The following is a 23,633-nucleotide window of genomic DNA, read 5'->3' on the forward strand; positions in this document are numbered from 1 at the left end:
GGCTGCCGCCCCGCCGTCGTACGTCCGCAGCCTGCCGGATCAGCCGGCGTTCCTGTAGAGCGCCCGCTTGTCGATGTAGCGGACCACTCCGTCCGGGACCAGGTACCAGACCGGCTCACCCTTGGCCACCCGGTCCCGGCAGTCCGTGGAGGAGATGGCCAGCGCGGGCACCTCGACCAGCGACACCCCACCGGCGGGCAGGCCGGCGTCCGAGAGCGTGTGCCCCGGACGGGTGCAGCCGATGAAGTGGGCGAGCGAGAAGAGCTCCTCGGCGTCGCGCCAGGAGAGGATCTGGGCGAGCGCGTCCGCGCCGGTGATGAAGAACAGGTCGGCGTCGGGGTGCAGGGCGCGCAGTTCGCGCAGGGTGTCCACGGTGTAGGTGGGGCCCTGGCGGTCGATGTCGATCCGGCTGACCGAGAACTGCGGATTCTCGGCGGTCGCGATCACCGTCATCAGGTAGCGGTCCTCGGCGGACGAGACCGTCGTGTCACTCTTCTGCCACGGCTGCCCGGTCGGCACGAAGATCACCTCATCGAGGTGGAACGCGCTGGCGACCTCGCTGGCGGCGACCAGGTGACCGTGGTGGATCGGGTCGAAGGTCCCGCCCATCACGCCGAGCCGCTCGCGCCGCCGGTTCGCTGTCGGCCTGCTCTCTCCCATGCCGCCACACCTTACGCGACCCGAATGGCGGCCGATCGCCCCGCCCACCGCGTACGCCGAAGGGAGCGTCCGGTGGACCGGGCGCTCCCCTGCGGACCGCGCGGGTCAGCGGTCCTTGTTGAACCGGGTGGTGATGAAGAGCAGCAGCAGCAGGATGAAGAGCGCGCTACCGCCGGTCAGCGCCGGCTGCAGGCTGGGGTGGTTGCCCCCCTCGGCGAGGGTGCTGAGGGCGGGCAGAGCGGCGTGGGTCATGATCGGCAGGGCCTTCTCGACTCGGTGGCGGGCCAGCGCGCGGGTCCCGGCGACCGGGACGGCCGCGGGGTCATCGTACGGGGCCGCCCGCGGCAACCGCTCGGCGGCTCCCCGCGTCTGACCTTGGGTGAGGTGTCACTCGTCGTCGCGGTGGGCCCGCACCATGATCCACGCCAGCAGGCAGACGCCGACCATCGAGCCCAGCACGACAAGGCGCAGGAAGAGACCCGGGCCCGGAGCATTGGAGATCGCTGCCAGGTTCACCAGGGCTTCAGGGGACATCGGGGGAGCTCCTAGGGGTGTTGTCGCTGGGAAATCCAGCGTAGCCCCGGGTCTCCCGGCCGGCAGCCACCGCCCCCGCAGGTCGTACGCTGAGTCCGGGGACGAGTACGCAGGGCAGACACGTTGTCGAGCAGCGGGGGCCGGCAGACCGCCGGGACCGGCGTCGAGCAGGAGGTACTCAGAGCATGACCACGTCCAACCGCGGCAGTGACCGCCCCGACACCGGCGACAACACCCCGAGCAGGCGGCGGCAGCGCTTCGCCGGCATCTCCACCCGGGCCTGGGAGCACCCGGCCGACCGCTCCGCGCTGGTCTCGCTGCGCCGGCTGAGCGGCTTCGACGAGGTCCTGAAGAAGCTGGCCGGTCTGGTCTCCGAGCGCAGCGTCCGGCTGATGTTCCTGGCCACGGCGGTGAAGACCTCCGAGCGGCAGTTCCCGGAGCTGTACGACATGGTCCGGGACGCGGCGTACACGCTGGACCTGGAGCGGGTGCCCGACCTCTACGTCACCCAGGATCCGGACGTCAACGCGATGTGCATCGGCATGGACAGCCCGGTCATCGTGGTGACCACCGGCCTGGTCGAGCTGATGGACGAGGAGGAGCTGCGGGCCGTGATCGGCCACGAGGTCGGCCACGCGATGTCCGGCCACGCGGTCTACCGGACGATGCTGCTGATCCTCACCAACCTGGCCAGCCGGGTCGGCTGGATCCCGCTGGGCAACCTGGCGATCACCGCTCTGGTCAGCGCGCTCAAGGAGTGGTTCCGCAAGGCGGAACTCTCCTGCGACCGGGCGGGTCTGCTGGTCGGCCAGGACCCGCAGGCGGCGATGCGCGGGCTGATGAAGCTGGCCGGCGGCCACCGGCTGGGCGAGATGAACGTGGACGCGTTCCTGGAGCAGGCCGAGGAGTACGAGAAGGCCGGCGACCTGCGCGACGGCGTGCTCAAGCTGCTCCAGGTGCTGCCGCAGACCCACCCGTTCGCGGTGGTCCGGGTCGCCAAGCTGAAGCAGTGGTCGGAGGGCGAGGAGTACCGCTCGATCCTGGCCGGCGCCTACCCGCGCCGCGAGGACGACCCGGACACCTCGGTCTCCGAGCAGTGGAAGGCCGCGGCGGACTCCTACGGCAAGTCCATCAAGGACAGCAGGGACCCGCTCTTCGGCCTGCTGCGCGACATCGCGGACGGCGCCGGCTCGGTCGGCGGCAAGCTCCGCGACACCTTCGCCGGCGCGCGCGGCTCGGCTCCGCGGGACGCCGATGCCCCGCAGGGCACCGACGAGAAGTAGCCGCGACCCTCAGAACCCGGGCGCCAGCACCGAGCACCGCTGCCAGGCCGGCTGCGAGCGGTCGCCCGGGTTGACGGCGCCCGGCGCCCCCGCGGCCGGCCCGGCGGGCCCCGCCAGCAGCGGCTGGAGGTAGCTGGTCTGGACGCTGCCGCAGGCGGTCGGCCCGGCCTGCAGCACCGCGTCCACGGGCTGCAGCTGGCCGGCCGCGACGTCCGTCCCGTCCAGGTAGAAGTGCAGCTCGCGGCGGACGGAGTAGAGGCTCACCGGCCCGCTCACCGCCGTCCCGGCCGGCCGCAGGGCGTAGACCATGGTGTGGTCGGTGGTGATCTCCAGGGTGGCGGCGTCCGCCTCGGTCACCGTGACCTTGCCGGCCACCTTGACGTTGTCCGAGGCCAACGCGACCCTGGCCGGGTCGAAGCGGACCAGCCAGCCGGTCGGCTCGTGGTGCTGGTCGTCGGTGGGCGTGGCCAGGCTGTCGTCGAACTGGCCCGTCGCGGCCGGCGCCAGCAGCACCCGGACCGGCGAGGTGTCGCCCTGCACCAACACCGCCGGCGACAGCGCGGAGGCCTCCAGGTAACGGCGCACGACGGCCAGTGCCCGGCCGACCTGGGCCTTGGAGAAGTGCGCGGTGGCGGTCGGCGCGGGCAGGCCGAGGCCCGCGGCGCCGTCCGCGTAGCCCGCCGCGGGGCTGAGCGAGCCGAACGGGTCGGGCCCGGAGACCGCCGGCACGGTCGAGCTGGCCGGGGCCAGCGCGGTGATCCCGGTGGTCAGCTGGGTGCCGGCGGCCAGCCCGGCGTCCCGGCGCGGCGCGCTGACCCCGAAGTACACGGCGGCGGCGAAGGCCACCACGATGAGCAGCAGCAGGGTCAGCGCCTGCCGGGGCAGCGAGGTGAGTGGGCCGAGCCGGCGGCGGACCGGGTGCGAGAAGCCGCCGCCGAGCCGTTCCTGGGCGGAGAGTTCGGTGATCCGGGCAGCACGGACGAAGGACTCGTCGAAAACGACGGACCGATACTCGTCATCGCTTCCGGAACCGCCCTCGGGCACACCCTCCGGAGGCTCACCCGGGTCACCCATGCATCAAGGGTAGAGCCGCCGGCCGGTCCGGAACGAGGCCCGGGGAGCAGGTTCCTGGCCCGCGGGCCGGGCCGGACTCACCCGGCCGGCTGCGGCACGGCCGACACCGTCGGCCCGGCGGGGACGGCCGCCGGGATGGTGCCGACCGTGCTGGTACCGACCTCGGGCCGCCGACCGGGCGCGCTGCCCGTGCCGCCGGTGCCCCGGTAGATGGCCGCCACCGCGACCGCCACCAGGCTGACTCCCATCACCATCACCAGCACCCAGGCCACCGGCCGGTGCCAGCGCTGCTGGGCGACCTGACCGCGCGGGCTGTAGCCCGGCCAGCGGACCGCGCGCCGGCCGCCGGTTCGCCCGGCGCCGACCCAGGGCTCGGTGTAGATCCGGTCGTCCTCCAGGCCCGAGGGGTGCGGGCGCAGCTCCAGCGGCACCCCGTCCGTCCCGAGTGGGTCCAGCCCCCAGCCCGGTACGGTCGCCTCCGGCTCCAGCCGCGCCTCGGCGGCGGCCAGTTGCCGCTCCTTGGCGCTGGGCTCGTGCACGGCGGCGGAACGGACAAAGGCCTCATCAAGGACCACGGTGGCGAACTCGTCGTCCGCACCACCGTGGTCGGCGCCGTCGGGGTACGGCAAGCCCCCCACATCCTCAGCCACGGGATTCAGCGTATTACCGGTCGCGCGATTTGTCTGTGGCTCCCGGCACTTGGAACCTGGAACCGGCTCACTCGGATCCGCTGACGGTCTGTCGGGCCTCGCCGCGGACATGACCGTCGCCGGTGACGATGTACTTGGTGGAGGTCAGCTCGGGCAACCCCATCGGGCCCCGGGCGTGCAACTTCTGGGTCGAGATGCCGATCTCGGCGCCGAAACCGAACTCAGCCCCGTCGGTGAACCGGGTGGAGGCGTTGACGGCCACCGCGGCGGCGTCCACCAGCTGGGTGAAACGGCGGGCGGCGGCCTGCGAGGTGGTGACGATCGCCTCGGTGTGGCCCGAGGACCAGCGCCGGATGTGTTCGACCGCGGCGTCCAGCGAGGGCACCACGGCGGCGGCCAGGTCGAGCGAGAGGTACTCCGCCGCCCAGTCCTCCTCGGTGGCCGGCACGACCGTGGCCGGGCCGCCCGCCGCCGCCTCCTGCACCGCCGCGTCCCCGTGCACGGTCACCCCGGCCTCGGCCAGCGCCTCCAGCGCGAGCGGCAGGAAGGCGTCCGCGACGTCCTGGTGGACCAGCAGGGTCTCCGCCGAGTTGCAGACGCTGACCCGCTGGGCCTTGGAGTTCAGCAGGATGCCCACCGCCACCGCGAGGTCGGCCCGGGCGTCCACGTAGACGTGGCAGTTGCCGGTGCCGGTCTCGATCACCGGCACGGTGGAGCCCTCCACCACCGTCCTGATCAGCGCCGCCCCACCGCGCGGGATCAGCACGTCGACCAGGCCGCGGGCGCGCATCAGCTCGGTGACCGAGTCCCGGCTCTCGCCCGGGACCAGCTGGATCGCGTCGGCCGGCAGCCCGGCGGAGGCGACGGCCTCCCGCAGCACCTCGACCAGCGCGGTGTTGGAGCGGTAGGCGGAGGCCGAGCCGCGCAGCAGCACCGCGTTACCGGACTTCAGACAGAGCGCGGCGGCGTCCACCGTGACGTTCGGGCGGGCCTCGTAGATGATCCCGACCACGCCCAGCGGCACCCGGACCTGGCGGACGTCCAGCCCGTTGGGCAGCGTGTAGCCGCGCACCACCTCGCCCACCGGGTCCGGCAGGCCGACCACCTGGCGGACGTCCGCGGCGATCGCGGCCACCCGCTCGGTGGTGAGGCTGAGCCGGTCGACCACCGACTCCGGGGTGCCGGCCGCCCGGGCCCGCTCGACGTCCTCCGCGTTGGCAGCGGTGATCTCGGCGCTGCGGGCCACCAGGGCGTCGGCGATCGCCAGCAGCGCGGCGTCCTTGGCCGAGCGCGGCAGCGGGGCGAGTGCGGCGGCGGCCGTACGGGCGCGGCGCGCGGTGGCGAGGACGGGGCTGTCGGTAGTCATGCCTGCAGGGTAGTCACTTCTCCGGACCCGCCGGGCCGGTCAACCACCCGCTGAGACGGCTAGTACGGGTGGACGCTGCCCAGCTGCGGCGGCGGATCACCGAAGCCCTCCGCGACCCGCTGGTGGTAGGTGGCCCGGTCGACCACCTCCAGGCCGACGATCTCCCACGGCGGCAGCTTGGCGCTGGCCTTGTGCTCGCCCCAGAGCCGCAGCGCGATGGCAGCCGCGTCATGCAGGTCGCGGGCCTGCTCCCAGTAGCGGATCTCGGCGTGGTCGGCCGCGTAACGGGCCGTCAGGAAGAACGAGTGGTCGTGCGCCAGCCGCTCCAGCGAGGCCCGCAGCGCGGCCAGCGGGGTGGCCTCGCCCGCGACGCTGAGCACCACGTGCCAGAGCCGGCCCTGCTCGGTCCCCTCCGCGGCGTCGCTCGGCCGCGCGACCTCGCCGGGCTGACCCGTGCCGATCCCCGGGCGCAGCTCACGGACGGTGGCGCCGCGCTCCCCCGCGGTCCGCCCCGGGCTCCGCGGCCCGGCCGTCGCTCCGGGCAGCGCCTCCATGCGCCTGCGTCCCACCGGCGGCCTCCTGTCCGACGCTGCTCCCGTCAGCCCCGCAGCACGACCAGGTCGTCCCGGTGGATGACCTCGCGCTCGTAGGCGGCGCCGAGTTCCTGGGCCAGGTCTCGCGTCGACCGGCCGAGCAGGCGCGGCAGCTCCCTCGCATCAAAGTTGACCAGCCCACGCGCGACGATGTGGCCGTTTTCGGCAAGAAGGTCCACCGGATCACCCGCGGCGAAGTCGCCGTCCACTCCGGTGACCCCGGCCGGCAGCAGTGATTTGCCGCCCTCCACGACCGCGCGCACCGCGCCGGCGTCCAGGTGCAGGGCGCCGCGCGGGCTGCTCGCGTGGGCCAGCCAGAGCAGCCGGTCGGCGGTCCGTGAGCCGGTCCGGGTGAAGAGCGTGCCGGTGGGACGGCCGGCCAGCGCGTCGGCGGCGTGCCGGGCGGCGGTGAGCACCACCGGGATGCCGGCGCCGGTGGCGATCCGGGCCGCCTCGACCTTGGTCACCATGCCGCCGGTGCCCACCCCGGCCTTGCCGGCGCTGCCGATCTCGATGCCGGCGAGGTCCTGCGGGCCGTGCACCTCGGCGATCCGGCTGCTGCCCGGGCGGCTCGGGTCGCCGTCGTAGAGGCCGTCCACGTCCGAGAGCAGGATCAGCAGATCGGCCCGGACCAGGTGGGCGACCAGGGCGGCCAGCCGGTCGTTGTCACCGAACTTGATCTCCGCGGTGGCCACCGTGTCGTTCTCGTTGACGATCGGGACGGCGCCCATCGCCAGCAGCTGGTCCAGGGTGCGGTAGGCGTTGCGGTAGTGGGCCCGGCGGCTGGCGTCCTCGGCGGTCAGCAGCACCTGGCCGACCCGCAGGCCGTAGCGGGCGAACGAGGCGGTGTAGCGGGCCACCAGCAGGCCCTGGCCGACGCTGGCGGCGGCCTGCTGGCGGGCCAGGTCCTTCGGGCGCCGGTCCAGCCCGAGCGGGGCGAGCCCGGCGGCGATCGCCCCGGAGGAGACCAGCACCACCTCCGGCGGCCGCGGCCGGCCGAGCACCTTGGCGAGCGCGTCCACCAGGGCGTCCACCCGGTCGGCGTCCAGCCCGCCGGCCGCCGTGGTGAGCGAGGACGAGCCGACCTTGACCACGATCCGCCGCGCGGTCAGCACGTCCTGCCGCAGTTCCTGCTCGCTCATCAGCCGTCCCTCATCCGTACCGGTGCGTCTTTGCGCGCAATCTACGCGAAAAGCCGCACCGGCCCGTACCGGATATCACCCGCTGGGACGTGACGGTGACTCAGCAGTCCTCGTCGTCGCCCTCGACCGCCGGGCGGCCCGAGGAGAGCGCCTCGAAGGCGAGGAACTCGGCCTCGGCGGCGTCCCGGCCCTTCTGCTTCTCGCGGCGGCGGTCGACCGCCGGACGCGGGCTCTCGAAGCGGTGGTCCTCACCGCGCCGGCCGAGCATCTCGGCACCGGCGGCCATGGTGGGCTCCCAGTCGAAGACCACCGCGTTCTCGTCCGGGCCGATGATGACGGTGTCGCCCTCGTGCGCGCCGACCTTCCACAGCTCCTCCTCGACACCGAGGCGGGCCAGCCGGTCGGCCAGGTAGCCGACGGCCTCGTCGTTGCTGAAGTCGGTCTGCCGGACCCAGCGCTCCGGCTTGACACCGCGCACCCGGTAGGCGCCGTCCTCCTCGGTGACGGTGAAGCCGGCGTCGTCCACGGCCTTGGGCCGCAGCACGATCCGGGTCGCCTCCTGGACCGGCTTGGCGGCCCGCGCGTCGGCGACGATCTTCGCCAGCGCGAAGCTCAGCTCGCGCAGCCCGGCCCGGGAGGCGGCGGAGACCTCGAAGACCTGGTAGCCGCGCTCCTCCAGGGAGGCCCGGGTGAGGTCGGCGATGTCCTGGCCGTCCGGGACGTCCACCTTGTTGAGCGCGACCAGCCTCGGCCGGTCCTCCAGGCCGCCGTACTCGGCCAGCTCGGCCTCGATGGTCTGCAGGTCGGTGAGCGGGTCGCGGCCCGGCTCCAGGGTGGCGCAGTCCAGCACGTGCACCAGCACCGAGCAGCGCTCGACGTGCCGCAGGAACTCCAGACCCAGGCCCTTGCCCTGGCTGGCGCCCGGGATCAGCCCCGGGACGTCGGCGATGGTGTAGACCGTCTCGCCGGCGGTGACCACGCCCAGGTTGGGGATCAGGGTGGTGAACGGGTAGTCGGCGATCTTCGGCTTGGCCGCGGAGAGCACCGAGATGAGCGAGGACTTGCCGGCGCTCGGGTACCCCACCAGGGCGACGTCGGCGACGGACTTGAGCTCCATCACGATGTCGCGGGCCTCGCCCGGCTCGCCGAGCAGCGCGAAGCCGGGGGCCTTGCGACGGGCCGAGGCCAGCGCCGAGTTGCCGAGCCCGCCGCGACCGCCGGCCGCGGCGACGAAGGTGGTGCCGTGGCCGACCAGGTCGGCCAGCACGTTGCCCTGCTTGTCCAGCACCACGGTGCCGTCCGGCACCGGCAGCTCCAGGTCCTCGCCGTTGGCACCGGTGCGGTGGCCGCCCGCGCCCGGCTTGCCGTTGGTGGCCTTGCGCTTGGGCGAGTGGTGGTACTCGAGCAGGGTGGTGATGTTGGCGTCGACGACCAGGGTGACACTGCCGCCCTCGCCGCCGTTGCCGCCGTCCGGCCCGCCGAGCGGCTTGAACTTCTCCCGGTGCACGGAGGCGCAGCCGTGGCCCCCGTTACCCGCGGCGACATGCAGTTCGACGCGGTCCACGAAGGTGGTCATGACGGTGGCCTCCAAGCCGGGGGAAGAACAACGGGGGGTGAAACAGCGAGGGTGGACCGGAATGTTCCGGTCCACCCTCCAGGATCCAACCGAGCCGCGTCAGTGACGCGGCGTCAGTGGAATCAGGCCTCGACGGCCACGATGTTGACGACCTTGCGGCCGCGACGGTTGCCGAACTGAACCGCACCGGCGGTCAGCGCGAACAGGGTGTCGTCGCCACCGCGACCGACGCCCGCACCCGGGTGGAAGTGGGTGCCACGCTGGCGGACCAGGATCTCGCCGGCGCTGACGACCTGGCCGCCGAAGCGCTTCACGCCGAGGCGCTGGGCGTTCGAGTCACGGCCGTTGCGGGTAGAGCTTGCGCCCTTCTTGTGTGCCATCTCGCTATCCCCTTACTTACTTCGCGGAGTCGATGCTCGTGATGCGGACGGCGGTGTGGCGCTGGCGGTGACCCTGGCGCCGACGGTAGCCGGTCTTGTTCTTGTAGCGCAGGATGGTGATCTTGTCGCCCTTGGTGTGGTCGACGACCTCGGCGTGAACCTTCACGCCGGCGAGCACCCAGGGGTCGGAGGTGACAGCCTCACCGTCGACGATCAGGATGGTCGAGAACTCCACCGAGTCACCCGGCTTGGCGTCAACACGGTCAATCTCCAGCACGTCGCCGACGGCGACCTTGTGCTGGCGGCCGCCAGCGCGAACGATCGCGTACATGCGGTACCTGCTTTCTCTAACTCGGTCGGAACTCTCGATGCCAGCACCTGGGTATGGACACAGGCGCCTCCCCCGGTCGCTGGGCGATCCGGGAGGTGATCCGCTCGGGAGCAGGCGTGAGACACGCCGATGGTCAAGAATACGGATCGGTCGCCGACAGGGCAAACCGGACCGTACGGACCGGCCGGGTGCCGCGGGGCACGCCGGCCGGCTCGGGCCGGACCGCGCCCCCGGGCAAGCGACACGCGGCCGCTCGCCCGGGGGACGCCCAGGTCCTACTCCGCCGCCGTATCACCCTCGGCAGCGGCCGCCTTCTTGGCCGCCGCGCTGGTCCGCTTGGTGGCGGTCTTGCGGGCGGTGGTCTTCTTCGCCGTCGTCGTCTTCTTGGCGGCGACGGTCTTCTTCGCGGCGGCCTTGCGCGGGGCCCGCTTCTTCGGCGCGGGGGCCTCCTCGACCGGCTCGGCCTCGGACGGCTCCGCGGCGACGGCGGTCTCGGCGGCCTCCGCGATCGCCTCGGCGACCTGAGCCTCCTCGACGACCTCCTCGACGGCCGCGGCCTCCTCGACAGCCTGCTTCGGCGCCTCGGCGGCGGCGAACGCGGCCTGCATCGCGGCCTCGGCCCGGGACTGCAGCACCACGATCTCGGCCTCGCCCGGCGCACCGGCCGGCGCGGTCGCCTTGCGCACCGCACGGCGGCGGGTGCGACCGGCCGCGGGGGCCGGGGCGGGCGCGATCTCGACCAGGCTCGGCTGCTCGGCGACGACCGGCTCCGGCTGCGCCGCGGCCGGCTCGGCCTCCTCGACGGCCGGGGCAGCCTCGACGGCCTCCTCCATGGCCGGGGCGACCTCGACCGTCGGGACCAGCTCGAACTCCTCGTGCTCGTGCTCCGCGGCCAGCTCGGCCTCGACCGGCTGCGGCTCCTCGACCGCGGCCCCGCCCTTGCCGCGCCGGCGGCGCTTGCCGCCGCCGGCCGCGGCCTCGCCGGAGGTGCCCACCGGGCCGCCACCGCCACCCGGCGAGGTGGGCTGCTCCATGTGGACGATCACACCGCGGCCGTTGCAGTGCACGCAGGACTCGGAGAAGGACTCCAGCAGCCCCTGGCCGACCCGCTTGCGGGTCATCTGCACCAGGCCCAGCGAGGTGACCTCGGCCACCTGGTGCTTGGTCCGGTCCCGGCCCAGGCACTCCAGCAGCCGGCGCAGCACCAGGTCGCGGTTGGACTCCAGCACCATGTCGATGAAGTCGATCACGATGATGCCGCCGAGGTCGCGCAGCCGCAGCTGGCGGACGATCTCCTCGGCCGCCTCGATGTTGTTGCGGGTGACGGTCTCCTCGAGGTTGCCGCCCTGGCCGACGAACTTGCCGGTGTTGACGTCGACCACGACCATCGCCTCGGTCCGGTCGATCACCAGCGAGCCGCCGCTCGGCAGCCAGACCTTGCGGTCCAGCGCCTTCATCAGCTGCTCGTCGATCCGGTAGGTGGCGAAGACGTCGACCGTGGAGGTCCACTTCTGCAGCCGCTCGGCCAGGTCCGGGGCGACCGAGGAGACGTACTCGTGGATGGTGTTCCACGCCTCGTCACCGGAGACGATGACCTTGCTGAAGTCCTCGTTGAAGATGTCGCGGACCACCCGGACGGTCATGTCCGGCTCGCCGTACAGCAGGGTCGGCGCGTTGCCGCTGGCCGCCTTCTTCTGGATCTCCTCCCACTGCGACTGCAGCCGCTGCACGTCGCGGGTGAGCTCCTCCTCGCTGGCGCCCTCGGCGGCGGTGCGCACGATGACGCCCGCGTCGTCCGGGACGATCTTCTTGAGGATCTGCTTCAGGCGGGCCCGCTCGTTCTCCGGCAGCTTGCGGCTGATGCCGGTCATCGAGCCCTCGGGCACGTAGACCAGGTAGCGGCCGGGCAGCGAGATCTGGCTGGTCAGCCGGGCGCCCTTGTGGCCGATCGGGTCCTTGGAGACCTGCACCAGCACGGACTGGCCGGACTTCAGCACCGACTCGATCCGGCGCGGACCGCTGTGGCCGAGCTGCCCGAAGTTCACCTCACCGGCGTACAGCACCGCGTTGCGGCCCTTGCCGATGTCCACGAACGCGGCCTCCATCGACGGCAGCACGTTCTGGACCTTGCCCAGGTAGACGTTGCCGACGTACGAGGTGGCCTGCTCCTTGTTGACGTAGTGCTCGACCAGGACGCCGTCCTCCAGGACGCCGATCTGGGTGCGCTCGCCGTTCTGCCGGACCACCATGACCCGCTCGACCGACTCGCGGCGGGCCAGGAACTCGGCCTCGGTGATGATCGGCACCCGGCGGCGGCCCAGCTCGCGGCCCTCGCGGCGGCGCTGCTTCTTGGCCTCCAGGCGGGTGGAGCCCTTGATCGACTGCACCTCGTCCGGGTCGAAGGACGGCTCGGTGGAGCGGCGGCGCGGCTCGCGAACCTTCACGACCGTGCGGACACCGTCCTCGGCGGTCTCCGCGGCCAGCTCCGGACCGGTGTCCCCGCTGCGGCGGCGACGGCGACGGCGACGACGCGAGGAGGCCAGGCCACCGGCCAGCTCGTCCTCTTCCTCCTCCTCGGCGCCGGCCTCGACCGGCGCCTCGGCCTCGGCGGTCTGCTCGGCCTCCTGGGCCTCCGGCTCGAACTCCTCGGCCTCACCACGACGGCGGCGGCGGCCACCCCGGCGACGACGACGCGAGGGGCGGCCGTCCTCCTCCCACTCCGCCTCCTGCTCCGGGCCGGCGGCCGGGGCCTCGACGGGCTCGACGGCCCCGGCCGCCGGTGCCTCGGCGACCTTGGCGACCGGTGCCTCGGCGACCGGCGGGCGGACCGGGCCGGCCACCCGGACCGCGGTGCGGCCGCGGCGGCGCCGGCCGACGCCGCTGTACTCGAACTCCTCGTCCTCCGCGGCGGCCGGCGCGGCGGCCGGCGCGGCGGGGGCCTCGGCCGGGGTGGCGGCGGGTGCCGGCGCGGCGGGCGGGGTGTAGGCGGTCGGCTCCTGGAAGACCGGCGCCTGGAAGATCGCGGTGGACGGGCGGACCGCCCGTCGGCGGGCGCGCGGGGCCTCGGCCACCGGCTCCGGGGCGGGCTCGACCGGCTGCTCGGCGACCGGCTCCTCCTCGGTCTCCTCGGGCTCGGCGACCTCGGCCACCGGCTCGACGATCTCCACGGGGGCCGGCTCGGCCGCCACCGGGGCACCGGCCGGCGCCTCCGCCCGCTTACGGGTCCGGCGCGCCCGCACCGGCTTCTCCGCCTCAGTGGCCTCTGCGGCCGGGGTGGCGGGGGTTTCGGCCTCGACGGCCGGAGCCTCGGCGACGGGGGTCTCGGGGACCGGCGCGGTCTCGGTGCGCTTGCGGGTCCGCCGGGCCCGCACCGGCTTCTCCGGCTCGGCGGGCTGCTCGGCCGCCGGCTCGACGGCCTCCACGGGGGCCGGCTCGGCCACCACCGGGGCACCGGCCGGCGCCTCCGCCCGCTTACGGGTCCGGCGCGCCCGCACCGGCTTCTCCGGCTCGACGACCGGCGCCTCGGCGGCCAGGGTCTCGACGGCGGGAACCTCGGCGGCGTTCTCCGCCGAAATCACGGTCTCGGCGCGCTCCGTGGCCGCGCCCTGCGGGGCGCCGGCCGGGCGGGACACCGCGCGCCGGCGGCGGCGCGGCGGGACGGCGGAGGTGTCGCCGGCGGTATCGTCGCCCGCGCTCTGCTGCGGGTCGTTGTTCTCAGGCATGCGGGTGGATCTCCCGTCAGGCCCCCGGGCTCCGCATCCGGGCACGGCGCGGCACCGGTGGCCGGCCCCGGGCGCTCGGCGCCCCGGCCGACTCTCCACAGCGCCGCCGTGCGGACGCGAGGCCGCACAGGGGCTCGTAGTCTCGCTCGGCGCCCCGCTGGTGCGGGGTGTCGAAAGTCTTCTGGTCTGACCAGTCTTCTCAGGTTTTCCCTAGCTGCGCCGCCCCACAACCCCGGGTGGCTCCCTGGGCGGGTCCCGCCGGCCCTGCGGGCGGCGGGGTTTCCTGGGGCCCATCTGCCCTCGGGCCGATGAGCCACCGGAGGAATGGCCTCTGCGCGACGACGCTCGCTCCCCTGGGGAGCCGCGGGGGCCTGGAGCACGCAGGACCGGGTGGTTGGACCGGTCCTCGGCTCCGCCCGCTAGGCGGACGCTACGGCCTGCGGCCCGGCGGTCTCGGTAGGGACGGCCTGGGCCGCAGCGCGGTCGAGCGCCAGCGGGTCGGTCACCGTGCCGGTCTCCTCGTCGAGCGGCCCCTGCGCCAGCCTGGTCACCTCAGCGGGGACCGGCGGCGCGAGGTCGGCCGTCGCACGAAGACCGGACAAGACGTCGTCTGGTCGTACGGCGGGTGTGGCGTGTCGTACTACCAGGCGCAGTATCGCACAGGGACCGGTGGTCCGAACATCGGAGGTGGCCACGGATTCCCCGAGCGGACCAACACCGCTCCCGCCGGGAACCAGCGCGAAGCCGGCCACCGCACCGCGCGCGTCGAAGACCCGCAACCCGTTCTTGGTCTGCCGTTCCACCTCGACCCGCTCGGCCGCCAGGAAGAGTTCGACCGCGCGGCCGGCCTCCTCCTCGGTCACCCCGTCGAGCCGGATCTCCCACTGGGAGGCCTCCAGCCGCTCCACGAAGTTCGGGGTGCGGACCTCGACCGCGTCGATGACGTCCAGGCCCGCCGGGAGCGATTCGTCCAGCTGGGCACGGAGCTCCTGCGGGTCGCGGAAGTCGGCCAGACCGATCTCCAGGTACTCGGCCTCGCTGGCCACCCCAGTGGGCGCCGCGTTGGCGTACGACACCTTGGGGTGCGGGGTGAACCCGGCCGAGTACGCCATCGGGACGGCGGACCGGCGCAGCGCCCGCTCGAAGGCGCGCTGGAAGTCACGGTGGCTGGTGAAACGCAGACGGCCCCGCTTGGTGTAGCGCAGACGGATGCGCTGCACCGTCGGTGCGGGAGGCGGGCCGTCGGGCATGCGGCGTGCCAGGGTCGCTCAGTCCTTCGTCAGTGGCCGCGTCCGGCAGCGCGTTGTCCTGCGCGTTCGTCCGGACTCTGTCAGGTCAAAGGGTACGCGCCCGGTCGGCGGGCTCGCGCCGAGCCCGGCGCGCTCCGGCGGACGCGACCCCGGTGGGAGCGCGCGCCGTGGCCCGCGCCCCCACCCGGATCGAGCTACTGCTTGACGACCGTCAGCGGCAGCAGCTTCTTGCCCGTCGGGCCGATTTGAATGGCCGTGCAGAAACGCGCCCAGCCGTGCGAGTAGCGGCTGAGCACGCTTTCACCTTTCGGTAGCGTCGTGGGACACCCATGCAGCAGGGCCCAGACAGACAAGTCCGTCACCGCTGAGTCCTATGAGGCAGTCCCCCATCCACGTGTCACAAGAAAGCTCTCGAACTCTGCGCGCTGGTCATCGGTGAAGGCGCGCACGGGCAGCAGCTGGAACATCTTCTCGGAAGCGTGCAGATGCCACCAGTCGCCCTTGCGGCGTACCGAGTGCATCCGGGACCAGTCCAGCGAGCGCGTCACTGCTCCCGACTGGGAGGTGAACGCCTCAGCGGTGATCACGAAGGTGCGCGGGGCGTTGGCGTCGTGCTTCGTGCCGAGACGTGCAGCGCGCCGGAGAGTCAGCTCAGTGAGCATCGCCATTGCCAGGCCACCTGCCGCCAGGCCCACCCTGAACTGAAGGGGCAGAGCCGGCACGCAGGCTATTGCGATACACAGACCAGTGGCGGAGTAACGCGCGGCCCACCAGCGCCGCCGAGCGACTCGAACCATGTGCAAGAGCTCGGCACGGCTGTACTGGAAAGATGTTTCTATGTGCACGGGCTCAGATGCTGACAGCACGTGGACACCTTCAGCAACAGGGGCCGCTTGCCTGAAAAGGTCAGCCTTCACGAAGAGTGGTACCTCAGCGCCAGCCAGCAGGAGCGCACTGGGCAGCCCCTGGTGGGCTGACGCGCCGGGGCCACCGGTCACGGACGATGGCCGGACGCGCTTCGCGTGCGGCACCGTGTAGACAGTGCGGACCGTAGTGAGCCCCAGCGGTCCTGAGTCTCGGTGGGTGACCGCGGAGACGGACAAGCAGACAGGGGTGGCTACTGCCCAACGTGGCTGGACTGCCTCCGAAGGCCCCGACACTCCGCAACCGTGTGCTGGGGCGACCCGCTGTGGTTACTGCCGCAAGTGGCCCGAACAGGTGCGCTGGAGGCCCCGGAGAGGGGGCCTCCAGGTTCACGCACAGGAGCCTCGGGGCGCCATCAGGGGACTTGTACGCTGTGGCCGAACACGGAGACAGCATCGTCACCGGGATCGACCACCTGGAGCACACGCCCCTGGCAGTTCTGGCCGTCGAAGACGAGGACGGGCTGATCGGTGCGGTTGTCGACAAACAGCGGCCATCTGTCCGAGTTGTAACAGCCGCTCGGGTTGTTGATCACCTTGCCGTCGAGGACGAGCTGTCCAGTGGCGGCACTGGCGCTGATGGCGGTGGTCAGACACAGGGCGGCGGCGGTGAGTGCGACACCAGCCGCATGAAGCGCTCGCTTCAAGGGATCCTCCGGATCGGGGGGTGGGATGGCGAATCTGCCGCACAAGTAGTCCCCATACGAAGCAGCCTGCTATCCAGGCAGAAGAGTGAACCCAAGCCGAGCCGACGGGGCTCAGTCACATCACCCCGGCGACGAGATCGCCGCTGCTGGCGCCGCTTGCCATCTCACCGCCGGGTGGCCCTCCGGTCCAAGGAAATCGAAGCCTCGATCACGGCAACAGGCGAACGGCTCCAGCACCACCAAGCCAAACCCGTCGGCTCTCCGAAGGGGCCGCCGCAAATCTTCTTCGCTTCCTCAAGCGGCGGCGCTGCCGCGCCGCCGGGCGGCCCCAGCCGCCCGGCCGGGCATGCGGCCTGGCGGCCGGGCCACCCCGCGCGAGGCCCCCTTGGCGCCATGAAGACGCCCGCCCTCTCCCAGCCCCTGGGTCAGGTTTGGCGCTGCGGATCGACCTCGATCACGACCGTGCGCATCACCGTGTCCGCCCACGTCTGCCGGTACCGGCTCCACACCGGCCGCACCAGCCCCAACCCGATCGGCAGCACGTCCATCACGTGCGCCAGACTCCGCAGCACGCTGCGCGCCGGTCCGATCGGCTGCCCCGTCTCCGCGTCCACCACCCGCACACCAACGAGTTGCTGACCGAGCGTCTGCCCCGTCCGGCCCCGCAGCGCCCACTGCCACAGCCACCACCCACCGAAGATCACGTAGTAACCCGCCGAGAACGCGTCCACCTGCCCACCGAACGCACTCACCACAGCACGCCCGCACCGCAGCCACCGGCACCGGCACCGGACCACCGACCGGAGCAGCACCCACCGGGACCGTCCCCGGCATCCCCCACCAGACAGGACCCCACCCCGCCGCCGGCCCCGCACCAGACGCCGACGGCGAGCCGCTCACCACCCACGCACTCGGCGGCGCTCCCTGCGGCACCCATCCCGGAGGTAACCCCGTCGGCACCCACCCCGGCCCCGCCGCAGCCCAGCCCATCCCCGTAGGCGCACAGGCAGGCGGCTCAGGCGGCCTGCCGTCCGGCCACGACGGTCCGCTATGTCCATCCGGTCCCATGCTTGACATGCGCCATCACCCCTCACGCGTCTAACGCCAACGCGCTTGCATCGCAACGAATCTGGGCGAACTAGAACAGACTGCCGGGGCGAGACTCGCTCCTACGTCGGAGTCGAGGAGGCCAGGCTCCACACCAGTGCCGGGACAAGGTCAGGCGACGTCGTCCCGCGCTGCGGCGGCCAGGTCGAGCAACCGCCCCAAGAGCAGCCGGCCCTCTGGCCCGCCGACCAGTCGGACCACGCCATGCCCCTGCGCGTCGGTGTCTGCGACCGCCCGAAGTGCCGACCGTTCCACCCCACACGCCAGCAGCAGCGCGTTAACCTCCTCGGCCTCCTTACGTGCCGCCCGCCAGCCGGCCACGTAGTCCACGCCGGGCAGCCACAGCCACCTGTCCGGGTCCAGGACGTCGTCCCAGGCCCCGGCGGCCTCCTCATCCCCGTGCAGTGCTCTCAACTCCCTTGTTTTGTTGGCATATGGCGCCCATTTGTGCACGGACATGCCGAAGATCCCGGTACCATCGGCACCGGGTTCACACCCACCGGACCACCCCGTACCCGCCAAGGAAAGGGGGTGGTCCGGTTCGCTTTCTTCGGTTGTCCTTGCTCCTGCCAGGGGCGGGGGCGGGCCCGGGTACTCACCGGGACGAGAGCAGTACCCAGGCCCAGGGTCACGGCCGACCAGGGAAGGGCAGAGGAGTCGGCCGCGCCCAGCTCATCACGTCATGACGTCGCCACCGGCCGGGCGGGGCGCAGCTTGAGCAGGTGGGTGCCGTCGCCGAGTCCGAAGGACAGCACCAGGCCGCCCGGTTGCGCCGCGAACTCGATCGCCCGTTCTTCGGCGTCCGGCCGGGTCAGGAAGTGCTCGTAGGCCAGGTAGGTGGTGCGGTCCAGTGGCAGGGCCCGCATCGACGCCCACAGGGCCGCCAGGGCGTCCGAGACCCGGTCGAACGTGGCCGGCTGTGTGACGCCGGTCAGCTCCACGACCACCGGGCCGAACACCGTCCCTGTCTCCGTGATTTCGATCTCGCCGGTCACCTGTCACTGCTCCTCTCGCCAGGCCGGGGGACGGATCCGTTACCGCCCGGTCCGAGTACTTCCAGTTCCACGGCAGCGCGCACGGTCGGCTGCCCGACCCGGCGGAAGTCCTCCAGGAGGTGCGCGCCGTCCCCCAGAGGTCCATCGACGTCGAGGGCCCAGGCCAGATAGGCCCGGATCGGCGCGATCACCTCCTCCAGCGTCGTCGGCCGGGGATCAGGAATCGCGGTCTCGATGTCCTCCAGCAGTGCGAGCAACGCCTCCACGTGCTTGAGCGCCCGACCGGCCACGATCAGCAGCGCACCGTGGTCCAACTCCCCGAGCGGAGGCCCGTCTCCCGCCTCCCAGCCGTCCCAGTACGCGGCATCCATCCGAGCCCGGCCCAGCTCGAAGGCGATCCGGGGGAAGCGTTCCGCCGGACGCTCCATGCCCGCCGTCACTCCGTCCGTCACCGTGACACCTCCCCGTGCTCCCGGGGGTGGTAGGCGTGGACCTTCACCCAGCGCCGACCGACCTGGACATCCCGCACCGGCGCGTTCGCCAGGCCTGCCCCGCAGTAGTGGCAACGCACCTTAAAGATCACTCCGCGTCCCCTTGATCTCAGACCAAACGATCTTCCCGATACCGGCCCGGCGCGGACAGCAACCCCAGCGATGCGAGAGCGAGTCGACCAGCACCAGGCCGCGCCCGTGCTCGCCGTCCACGCCTGCCGTCAACACCACCGGGCGGACACTGCTCGCGTCGTGCACCTCGATCCGCAGCCGCACCGGGTCAACTTCCAACTGCACCCAGACGAGTTGACTCGGCCGCGTTCCGTGCCGCACCGCATTGGACACCAACTCGGCCACCACAACGGCACCCGACTCGGCGAACCGCTCCCCGCCGGCCACCCGGCCCAGCAGACACGCGAGCATCTGCCGCGCAAGCCCCGCCGACTTGGCACTACGCCGAAGCCAACCCGCCTCCGAGCCACCCGAAACAGGCGGCCTCCCGTCCAGCTCGATCCTGGAGATGGTCACGCACCCGCTCCCTTGTGACTCACCATCAACTTCCGTCGCAGGAAGCGCAGAAGCTGTACATCTAGGCAACACCCAGGGGTCCCTCCGGAGTACTGTCGAAAGGGGTGTTGAACCGTGGTGAATTCACCACGCTGGTGAACGGGAGTTCGATCACGGCTTCGCCGAACACGCAGCTCGCCGACTGGCTCGGCCGGACGCCGTGGTCCAAGGGCCAACTAGCCCGCATGGTCAAAGTGAAGGCAGCCGAACTGAAGCACCCCCATGTCACCCCCGACACGTCCAGCGTCAGGCGCTGGCTGGAGGGTCAGACACCCCGGCCGCCCGTCCCGGAGATCCTCGCGGACCTCTTCTCGGCGCACTTCGGTTTCCGTGTGACGACGTACGACTTGGGTTTCCAGACTGAGTCCGTGACAGATCGATCACTTGTCTACAACTCGTCCTTCAGCGCTACCGTGGAGGCAGTAGCGGAGCCAGGGAGGGCAGACATGGACCGTCGCGCATTCCTGACTGGATCGACGTTCGCCGCAGTCGCAGCTGTTGGACCGTCACGCGACTGGCTGCTGAGCACGCTCGACCGGCAGTCGGACTCGACCCGCAAGGTCCATCTCGAAGACGTGGCCGCCGTCAAGACGATGTTCGGCACGTTCCAGCAGATGGACATCTTCCAGGGAGGCGGCGCCGGCCGGGCGACGCTGACCCAGTACGTCAACGAGCACGTCTACCCGTTGCTCCGCCGAACCTACAGCGAGGAGGTCCGGCGCGCCCTGGCCGAAGCCGCCGCGGAGCAGACCTACCTTCTCGGCTGGATGGCCTACGACAACGGCGAGCACGGCACCACCCAGCGCTACCTCATCCAGTCCCTGCGCCTAGCGGAGGAGTCGGAGAACGTCGCGCTCGGCGCCCACGTCCTGGCGGGCATGGCCGACCAGGCCACCCTCCTCGGCCACCCCGACGAGGGCCGCCGCTTGGCCCAGGCCAGCCGGGCGGGCCTCTCCCGGACGCCGGAGTCCGACGCCTGCCTCGCCGACCTCTGGGCACTGGAGGGGCGCGCCCTCGCGAAGCTCGGCGACAAGCAGGCGGCCATCAAGGCGGTAAGCGCCTCGGAGACCGCCTACGCGAAGGTCACCTCGGACAGCGAAGAAGCCGAGTGGGCCCGGTTCATCGATCCCGCCTACCTCAACGGCGAGCACGCCCGCACCCTCCAGGACATCGGCGAGAGCACCACCGCCGAGACCTACGCTCGACTGTCCATCGACCACGCCCGCGCCCAGAACCGAGCCCGCCGCGGAGCCATGTCCCAGGCAGCCCTCGCCACCTCCCACATCCGGCGCCGCGACCTCGAAGCCGCCCACGCCGCCGGTGTCCGGACCCTCAACCTGACCCGTCAAGTTCAGTCGTCCCGCGCGATCGAGGCCGTCCAGAGCATCCAGCGCCAACTCACCCCGTTCGGGCGCCACCCCCTGGTCGCCGACTTCAACGAGCGCGCCCGCGATCTGCTGGCCGCCTAACCGACACACTGCGGCTGTGCTCTCGCCTAATCACCTGGCGGGAACACAGCCGTTTCGCCAACCCAAGGGCCCGCCAAGGCTGGATGCTTCCGAGCTTGCCGCGTGCAACGCTTGGAGCATGAAAGCCATCAATGTGGCGCTGAACATCCTCTGGCTGGTCCTGTGCGGCTTCTGGATGGCCGTTGGTTACATCATCGCCGGTGTTATTTGTTGCATTTTGGTTATTACAATCCCATTTGGCATTGCTTCGTTTCGCATTGCCTCATTTATGCTCTGGCCGTTCGGCCGCACAACCGTTGAGCGGCCAGATGCGGGTGCGGCGTCCTGCGCGGGCAACGTGATCTGGATCCTGTTCGCCGGCTGGTGGCTGGCGCTGGCTCACATTGCCACGAGCATCGCGCTCTTCGTGACGATCGTCGGCATCCCCTTCGCCTGGGCGAACCTGAAGTTGGTCCCAGTCTCCCTCATGCCGCTCGGCCGTGAGATCGTCTCGACGGACCGGCGGTTCGCCGGGTGGTGATCGCCGGCAGCCCCGGTCGCTGCCGGGCATGGGATGCCGCGTAGGGCTGTGCCGATCCACTGCTCTGACCGTGGTCGCACGAGGAGTGTTGCGCCATCAGGAGTGCTAGCAGCACTACATATTGTGTTGCAAACTCGCCGCCGCCACTGCAAAGGAGCTCGGTGGTAGGCGGCGAAGAGTGTGGGCACCTGTGTCCGGGGAGTGGCACCTTGACCAGGACGCCATCTCGCATCACCCATAGCTCGGCGGAGTCGTCCTCCTCGTCATGCATCAGTACCTGCATGCTCTCCGGGCGTGGCTAGGCCAGGAAATCCGGGTGTCGACGGCCGGTTTTGCTTTGATCTCTTCTGGCACTGGAGTTTTCCGCGAGCCGACCAATAACTCATTAGAAAGTGACAATTGGGGCGACTCGGCGTGTCCGTTGACGCGCTGTGTGCTCTTCGCGTCAAGTGAAGTGATCGCCCTTTGGCGAGATCTCCGGTGGCTGTATCTCGCGTTTCCGGAACGTGAGTCAGAGTGATTGAACTGACCTGACCTTTGAGGAGGGTTCCATGCTCGATGGGCACACGTCGGTCCGAAGGGCGTTGGTGCGGCGGAGGCCCAAGAGGGCCCCCCTGTCCAGCATGTGGTGGGGACAAACCTGGGGCAGGATGGCACTGGCGGTGTCCGTCGGCGCCCTGGCCATCCCGCTTGCCACAGCGGCGCCGGCCGCCGCGGCGAGCGGAACGTTCACCTACGTCGTCAACAACAGCAGCAACACGGTGTCGGTCGTCAACGCGGCCACCAACGCCGTCGCCGCCACCGTCCCCGTCGGCAATAGCCCGTTCGGTGTGGCGGTCAGCCCGGACGGCACCACCGCCTACGTCGTTAACAACGGCTCGAACAACGTGACGGTGATCAACACCACCACCGACACCGTCACCACCACCATTCCCGTCGGCATCTCGCCGTTCGAGGTTGCATTCAGCCCGGACGGCAGCACCGCCTACGTCACCAACAACATCTCGAACAACGTGTCGGTGATCAACACCGCCACCGCCACCGTCACCACCACCATTCCCGTCGGCATCTCGCCGATCGGGGTGACATTCAGCCCGGACGGCAGCACCGCCTACGTCGCCAACCGGGGCCCGAACAACGTGTCGGTGATCAACACCGCCACCGCCACCGTCACCGCCACCGTCCCCGTCGGCATCGGGCCGTACGGAGTGGTGGTCAGTCCGGATGGCACCACCGCCTACGTCACCAACCTCAACTCGAACAGTGTCTCGGTGATCAACGCGGCCACCGACACCGTCACCACCACCATCCCGGTCGGCACCGACCCAGAAGGGGTGGCGGTCAGCCCGGACGGCACCACCGTCTACGCCGCCAACAACGGCTCGAACAGTGTCTCGGTGATCAGCGCCGCCACCGACACCGTCACCACCACGATTCCCGTCGGCATCAACCCAGAAGGGGTGGCGGTCAGCCCGGGCGGCACCACCGTCTACACCGCGAACAACGGCTCGTACAACGCGTCGGTGATCAACGCAGCCACCGACACCGTCACCACCACCATCCCCGTCGGCGTCAGCCCCTCCGGAGTGGCCACGGCCAGGGTTCCGGTCGTGGCCACCGCCAGTTGCCCCGCCGGCCACGTCGTCACCGGCGGCGGATACCAACAAAGCGGCGGCGCCGTCCCACCCGTCGAGGTCACCAGCCGACCCGTCGGCAACACCTGGCAAGTCCTCGCCGACAACCAGGGCACCAACCCCACCACCGTCACCCCTTACGCCGTCTGCGCCCCGTGAACCGCCTACGGCTCCCCCCGGACGCACCAGCAGCCGCTGCCCTCATCCGCGTGCACGGCCCGACGTCTTCCGCCCACCGTCCACAACGTAGGGGACACACACCATGAGACTTCACCCCCTAGGGCCTCTTCCCCGACGCAGCATGCACCGGGCCATCGGTAGCGCGGCGGCATTGATCGCCGTGCTGCTCACCGCCGTCATCAGCCCGGAAGCCAGCAGCGCCATGCAACTTCTGGACCCGCCATCAGATCACGGCTGCCACGGGCCGCACTGTCCGCACATCGGCCCGACCGGTCCTGCTGGCCCGACCGGTGCAACCGGACCGATTGGCCTGACTGGTGCAACCGGGCCCGCTGGGCCAGCTGGTGCGACCGGGCCAGCGGGACCGACCGGCGACACCGGCCCAGCCGGAACGACCGGTGCAACCGGTGCAACCGGACCCGCAGGACCGACCGGCGACACCGGCACCACCGGCTCAACTGGCCCGACCGGTGCGACTGGGCCAGCGGGACCGACCGGCGACACCGGCCCAGCCGGAACGACCGGTGCAACCGGGCCCG

The 23,633-nt window shown here is 71.6% G+C and carries 24 protein-coding genes; 4 read left to right on the plus strand and 20 right to left on the minus strand.

The window, feature by feature from the left end; all coding sequences use genetic code 11:
• Nucleotides 1-39 precede the first annotated feature (39 nt).
• From nadD to ACIGXM_RS24265, 3 genes are all read right to left on the minus strand, one after another.
• A complete protein-coding gene (gene nadD, locus ACIGXM_RS24255; RefSeq protein ID WP_396564196.1) occupies nucleotides 40-660 on the minus strand; it encodes a nicotinate-nucleotide adenylyltransferase in 621 nt (206 codons plus the stop codon).
• Nucleotides 661-765: 105 nt separating this feature from the next.
• Nucleotides 766-912 (minus strand): hypothetical protein, encoded by a 147-nt coding sequence (locus ACIGXM_RS24260; protein WP_396564198.1) that lies wholly within the window; start codon nucleotides 910-912, stop codon nucleotides 766-768.
• 135 nt (nucleotides 913-1,047) lie between these two features.
• Nucleotides 1,048-1,194, minus strand: a complete 147-nt coding sequence (locus ACIGXM_RS24265) for a hypothetical protein (protein ID WP_396564200.1) — start codon at nucleotides 1,192-1,194, stop codon at nucleotides 1,048-1,050.
• A 185-nt stretch (nucleotides 1,195-1,379) separates the two neighbouring features.
• On the opposite strand from ACIGXM_RS24265, the gene ACIGXM_RS24270 reads away from it, so the two are divergent.
• Nucleotides 1,380-2,477, plus strand: a complete 1,098-nt coding sequence (locus tag ACIGXM_RS24270) for a M48 family metallopeptidase (protein ID WP_396564202.1) — start codon at nucleotides 1,380-1,382, stop codon at nucleotides 2,475-2,477.
• A gap of 9 nt (nucleotides 2,478-2,486) precedes the next feature.
• On the opposite strand, the gene ACIGXM_RS24275 is transcribed toward ACIGXM_RS24270, so the two are convergent.
• From ACIGXM_RS24275 to ACIGXM_RS24355, 17 genes are all read right to left on the minus strand, one after another.
• Nucleotides 2,487-3,551, minus strand: coding sequence for a hypothetical protein (locus tag ACIGXM_RS24275; RefSeq protein WP_396564204.1), 1,065 nt, complete (start codon nucleotides 3,549-3,551; stop codon nucleotides 2,487-2,489).
• Between the two features lie 77 nt (nucleotides 3,552-3,628).
• Nucleotides 3,629-4,201, minus strand: a complete 573-nt coding sequence (locus tag ACIGXM_RS24280; RefSeq protein WP_396564206.1) for a hypothetical protein — start codon at nucleotides 4,199-4,201, stop codon at nucleotides 3,629-3,631.
• Nucleotides 4,202-4,268: 67 nt separating this feature from the next.
• A complete protein-coding gene (locus ACIGXM_RS24285) occupies nucleotides 4,269-5,567 on the minus strand; it encodes a glutamate-5-semialdehyde dehydrogenase (protein WP_396564208.1) in 1,299 nt (432 codons plus the stop codon).
• 59 nt (nucleotides 5,568-5,626) lie between these two features.
• Nucleotides 5,627-6,121, minus strand: coding sequence for a hypothetical protein (locus tag ACIGXM_RS24290; protein WP_396564327.1), 495 nt, complete (start codon nucleotides 6,119-6,121; stop codon nucleotides 5,627-5,629).
• A gap of 44 nt (nucleotides 6,122-6,165) precedes the next feature.
• Complete coding sequence (gene proB / locus ACIGXM_RS24295; RefSeq protein WP_396564210.1) at nucleotides 6,166-7,302, minus strand: glutamate 5-kinase; 1,137 nt, start codon at nucleotides 7,300-7,302, stop codon at nucleotides 6,166-6,168.
• Nucleotides 7,303-7,402: 100 nt separating this feature from the next.
• Nucleotides 7,403-8,878, minus strand: coding sequence for a GTPase ObgE (gene obgE / locus ACIGXM_RS24300; protein WP_396564212.1), 1,476 nt, complete (start codon nucleotides 8,876-8,878; stop codon nucleotides 7,403-7,405).
• Between the two features lie 122 nt (nucleotides 8,879-9,000).
• Nucleotides 9,001-9,258, minus strand: a complete 258-nt coding sequence (gene rpmA / locus ACIGXM_RS24305; RefSeq protein ID WP_030058248.1) for a 50S ribosomal protein L27 — start codon at nucleotides 9,256-9,258, stop codon at nucleotides 9,001-9,003.
• A 16-nt stretch (nucleotides 9,259-9,274) separates the two neighbouring features.
• Nucleotides 9,275-9,589: a 50S ribosomal protein L21 gene (gene rplU, locus ACIGXM_RS24310; protein ID WP_396564214.1), complete on the minus strand. Its 315-nt coding sequence runs from the start codon at nucleotides 9,587-9,589 to the stop codon at nucleotides 9,275-9,277.
• Nucleotides 9,590-9,864: 275 nt separating this feature from the next.
• Nucleotides 9,865-13,311, minus strand: coding sequence for an Rne/Rng family ribonuclease (locus ACIGXM_RS24315; RefSeq protein ID WP_396564216.1), 3,447 nt, complete (start codon nucleotides 13,309-13,311; stop codon nucleotides 9,865-9,867).
• A 419-nt stretch (nucleotides 13,312-13,730) separates the two neighbouring features.
• Nucleotides 13,731-14,531: a TIGR03936 family radical SAM-associated protein gene (locus tag ACIGXM_RS24320; RefSeq protein ID WP_396564218.1), complete on the minus strand. Its 801-nt coding sequence runs from the start codon at nucleotides 14,529-14,531 to the stop codon at nucleotides 13,731-13,733.
• 401 nt (nucleotides 14,532-14,932) lie between these two features.
• Nucleotides 14,933-15,229: a YcxB family protein gene (locus tag ACIGXM_RS24325; protein WP_396564220.1), complete on the minus strand. Its 297-nt coding sequence runs from the start codon at nucleotides 15,227-15,229 to the stop codon at nucleotides 14,933-14,935.
• 611 nt (nucleotides 15,230-15,840) lie between these two features.
• Complete coding sequence (locus ACIGXM_RS24330; protein ID WP_396564221.1) at nucleotides 15,841-16,131, minus strand: hypothetical protein; 291 nt, start codon at nucleotides 16,129-16,131, stop codon at nucleotides 15,841-15,843.
• Nucleotides 16,132-16,556: 425 nt separating this feature from the next.
• Nucleotides 16,557-16,862 (minus strand): RDD family protein, encoded by a 306-nt coding sequence (locus tag ACIGXM_RS24335; RefSeq protein ID WP_396564223.1) that lies wholly within the window; start codon nucleotides 16,860-16,862, stop codon nucleotides 16,557-16,559.
• Between the two features lie 487 nt (nucleotides 16,863-17,349).
• Nucleotides 17,350-17,652 carry a hypothetical protein gene (locus ACIGXM_RS24340; RefSeq protein WP_396564225.1) on the minus strand — a complete coding sequence of 101 codons (303 nt, stop codon included), beginning with the start codon at nucleotides 17,650-17,652 and terminating at the stop codon, nucleotides 17,350-17,352.
• A 266-nt stretch (nucleotides 17,653-17,918) separates the two neighbouring features.
• Nucleotides 17,919-18,233, minus strand: coding sequence for a hypothetical protein (locus tag ACIGXM_RS24345; RefSeq protein ID WP_396564227.1), 315 nt, complete (start codon nucleotides 18,231-18,233; stop codon nucleotides 17,919-17,921).
• Nucleotides 18,230-18,685: a hypothetical protein gene (locus tag ACIGXM_RS24350; protein WP_396564229.1), complete on the minus strand. Its 456-nt coding sequence runs from the start codon at nucleotides 18,683-18,685 to the stop codon at nucleotides 18,230-18,232. Before ACIGXM_RS24350 ends, ACIGXM_RS24345 begins: the two co-directional genes overlap by 4 nt.
• 120 nt (nucleotides 18,686-18,805) lie before the next feature.
• Nucleotides 18,806-19,252, minus strand: a complete 447-nt coding sequence (locus ACIGXM_RS24355) for an ATP-binding protein (protein WP_396564230.1) — start codon at nucleotides 19,250-19,252, stop codon at nucleotides 18,806-18,808.
• Nucleotides 19,253-19,737: 485 nt separating this feature from the next.
• Here ACIGXM_RS24355 and ACIGXM_RS24360 point away from each other — a divergent pair, with 485 nt between their 5' ends.
• The 3 genes from ACIGXM_RS24360 (at nucleotide 19,738) to ACIGXM_RS24370 (ending at nucleotide 23,073) form a co-directional block, all read left to right on the plus strand.
• On the plus strand, nucleotides 19,738-20,760 hold the full coding sequence (locus ACIGXM_RS24360; RefSeq protein WP_396564232.1) for a transcriptional regulator: 1,023 nt from the start codon (nucleotides 19,738-19,740) through the stop codon (nucleotides 20,758-20,760).
• A 118-nt stretch (nucleotides 20,761-20,878) separates the two neighbouring features.
• Nucleotides 20,879-21,280, plus strand: a complete 402-nt coding sequence (locus ACIGXM_RS24365; RefSeq protein WP_396564234.1) for a YccF domain-containing protein — start codon at nucleotides 20,879-20,881, stop codon at nucleotides 21,278-21,280.
• Nucleotides 21,281-21,930: 650 nt separating this feature from the next.
• Entirely contained in the window at nucleotides 21,931-23,073 is a 1,143-nt protein-coding gene (locus tag ACIGXM_RS24370) for a beta-propeller fold lactonase family protein (RefSeq protein WP_396564236.1), read from the plus strand.
• Nucleotides 23,074-23,633 lie beyond the last annotated feature (560 nt).

Source organism: Kitasatospora sp. NPDC052896, assembly GCF_044547075.1.
Classification (GTDB): domain Bacteria; phylum Actinomycetota; class Actinomycetes; order Streptomycetales; family Streptomycetaceae; genus Kitasatospora.

Coding starts and splice junctions, on each gene's coding strand:
- nadD (WP_396564196.1), bottom strand. CDS start 660: ATGGGAGAGAGCAGGCCGACAGCGAACCGGCGGCGCGAGCGGCTCGGC.
- ACIGXM_RS24260 (WP_396564198.1), bottom strand. CDS start 912: ATGACCCACGCCGCTCTGCCCGCCCTCAGCACCCTCGCCGAGGGGGGC.
- ACIGXM_RS24265 (WP_396564200.1), bottom strand. CDS start 1,194: ATGTCCCCTGAAGCCCTGGTGAACCTGGCAGCGATCTCCAATGCTCCG.
- ACIGXM_RS24270 (WP_396564202.1), top strand. CDS start 1,380: ATGACCACGTCCAACCGCGGCAGTGACCGCCCCGACACCGGCGACAAC.
- ACIGXM_RS24275 (WP_396564204.1), bottom strand. CDS start 3,551: ATGGGTGACCCGGGTGAGCCTCCGGAGGGTGTGCCCGAGGGCGGTTCC.
- ACIGXM_RS24285 (WP_396564208.1), bottom strand. CDS start 5,567: ATGACTACCGACAGCCCCGTCCTCGCCACCGCGCGCCGCGCCCGTACG.
- ACIGXM_RS24290 (WP_396564327.1), bottom strand. CDS start 6,121: ATGGAGGCGCTGCCCGGAGCGACGGCCGGGCCGCGGAGCCCGGGGCGG.
- proB (WP_396564210.1), bottom strand. CDS start 7,302: ATGAGCGAGCAGGAACTGCGGCAGGACGTGCTGACCGCGCGGCGGATC.
- obgE (WP_396564212.1), bottom strand. CDS start 8,878: ATGACCACCTTCGTGGACCGCGTCGAACTGCATGTCGCCGCGGGTAAC.
- rpmA (WP_030058248.1), bottom strand. CDS start 9,258: ATGGCACACAAGAAGGGCGCAAGCTCTACCCGCAACGGCCGTGACTCG.
- rplU (WP_396564214.1), bottom strand. CDS start 9,589: ATGTACGCGATCGTTCGCGCTGGCGGCCGCCAGCACAAGGTCGCCGTC.
- ACIGXM_RS24315 (WP_396564216.1), bottom strand. CDS start 13,311: ATGCCTGAGAACAACGACCCGCAGCAGAGCGCGGGCGACGATACCGCC.
- ACIGXM_RS24325 (WP_396564220.1), bottom strand. CDS start 15,229: ATGGCGATGCTCACTGAGCTGACTCTCCGGCGCGCTGCACGTCTCGGC.
- ACIGXM_RS24360 (WP_396564232.1), top strand. CDS start 19,738: ATGGACCGTCGCGCATTCCTGACTGGATCGACGTTCGCCGCAGTCGCA.
- ACIGXM_RS24365 (WP_396564234.1), top strand. CDS start 20,879: ATGAAAGCCATCAATGTGGCGCTGAACATCCTCTGGCTGGTCCTGTGC.
- ACIGXM_RS24370 (WP_396564236.1), top strand. CDS start 21,931: ATGGCACTGGCGGTGTCCGTCGGCGCCCTGGCCATCCCGCTTGCCACA.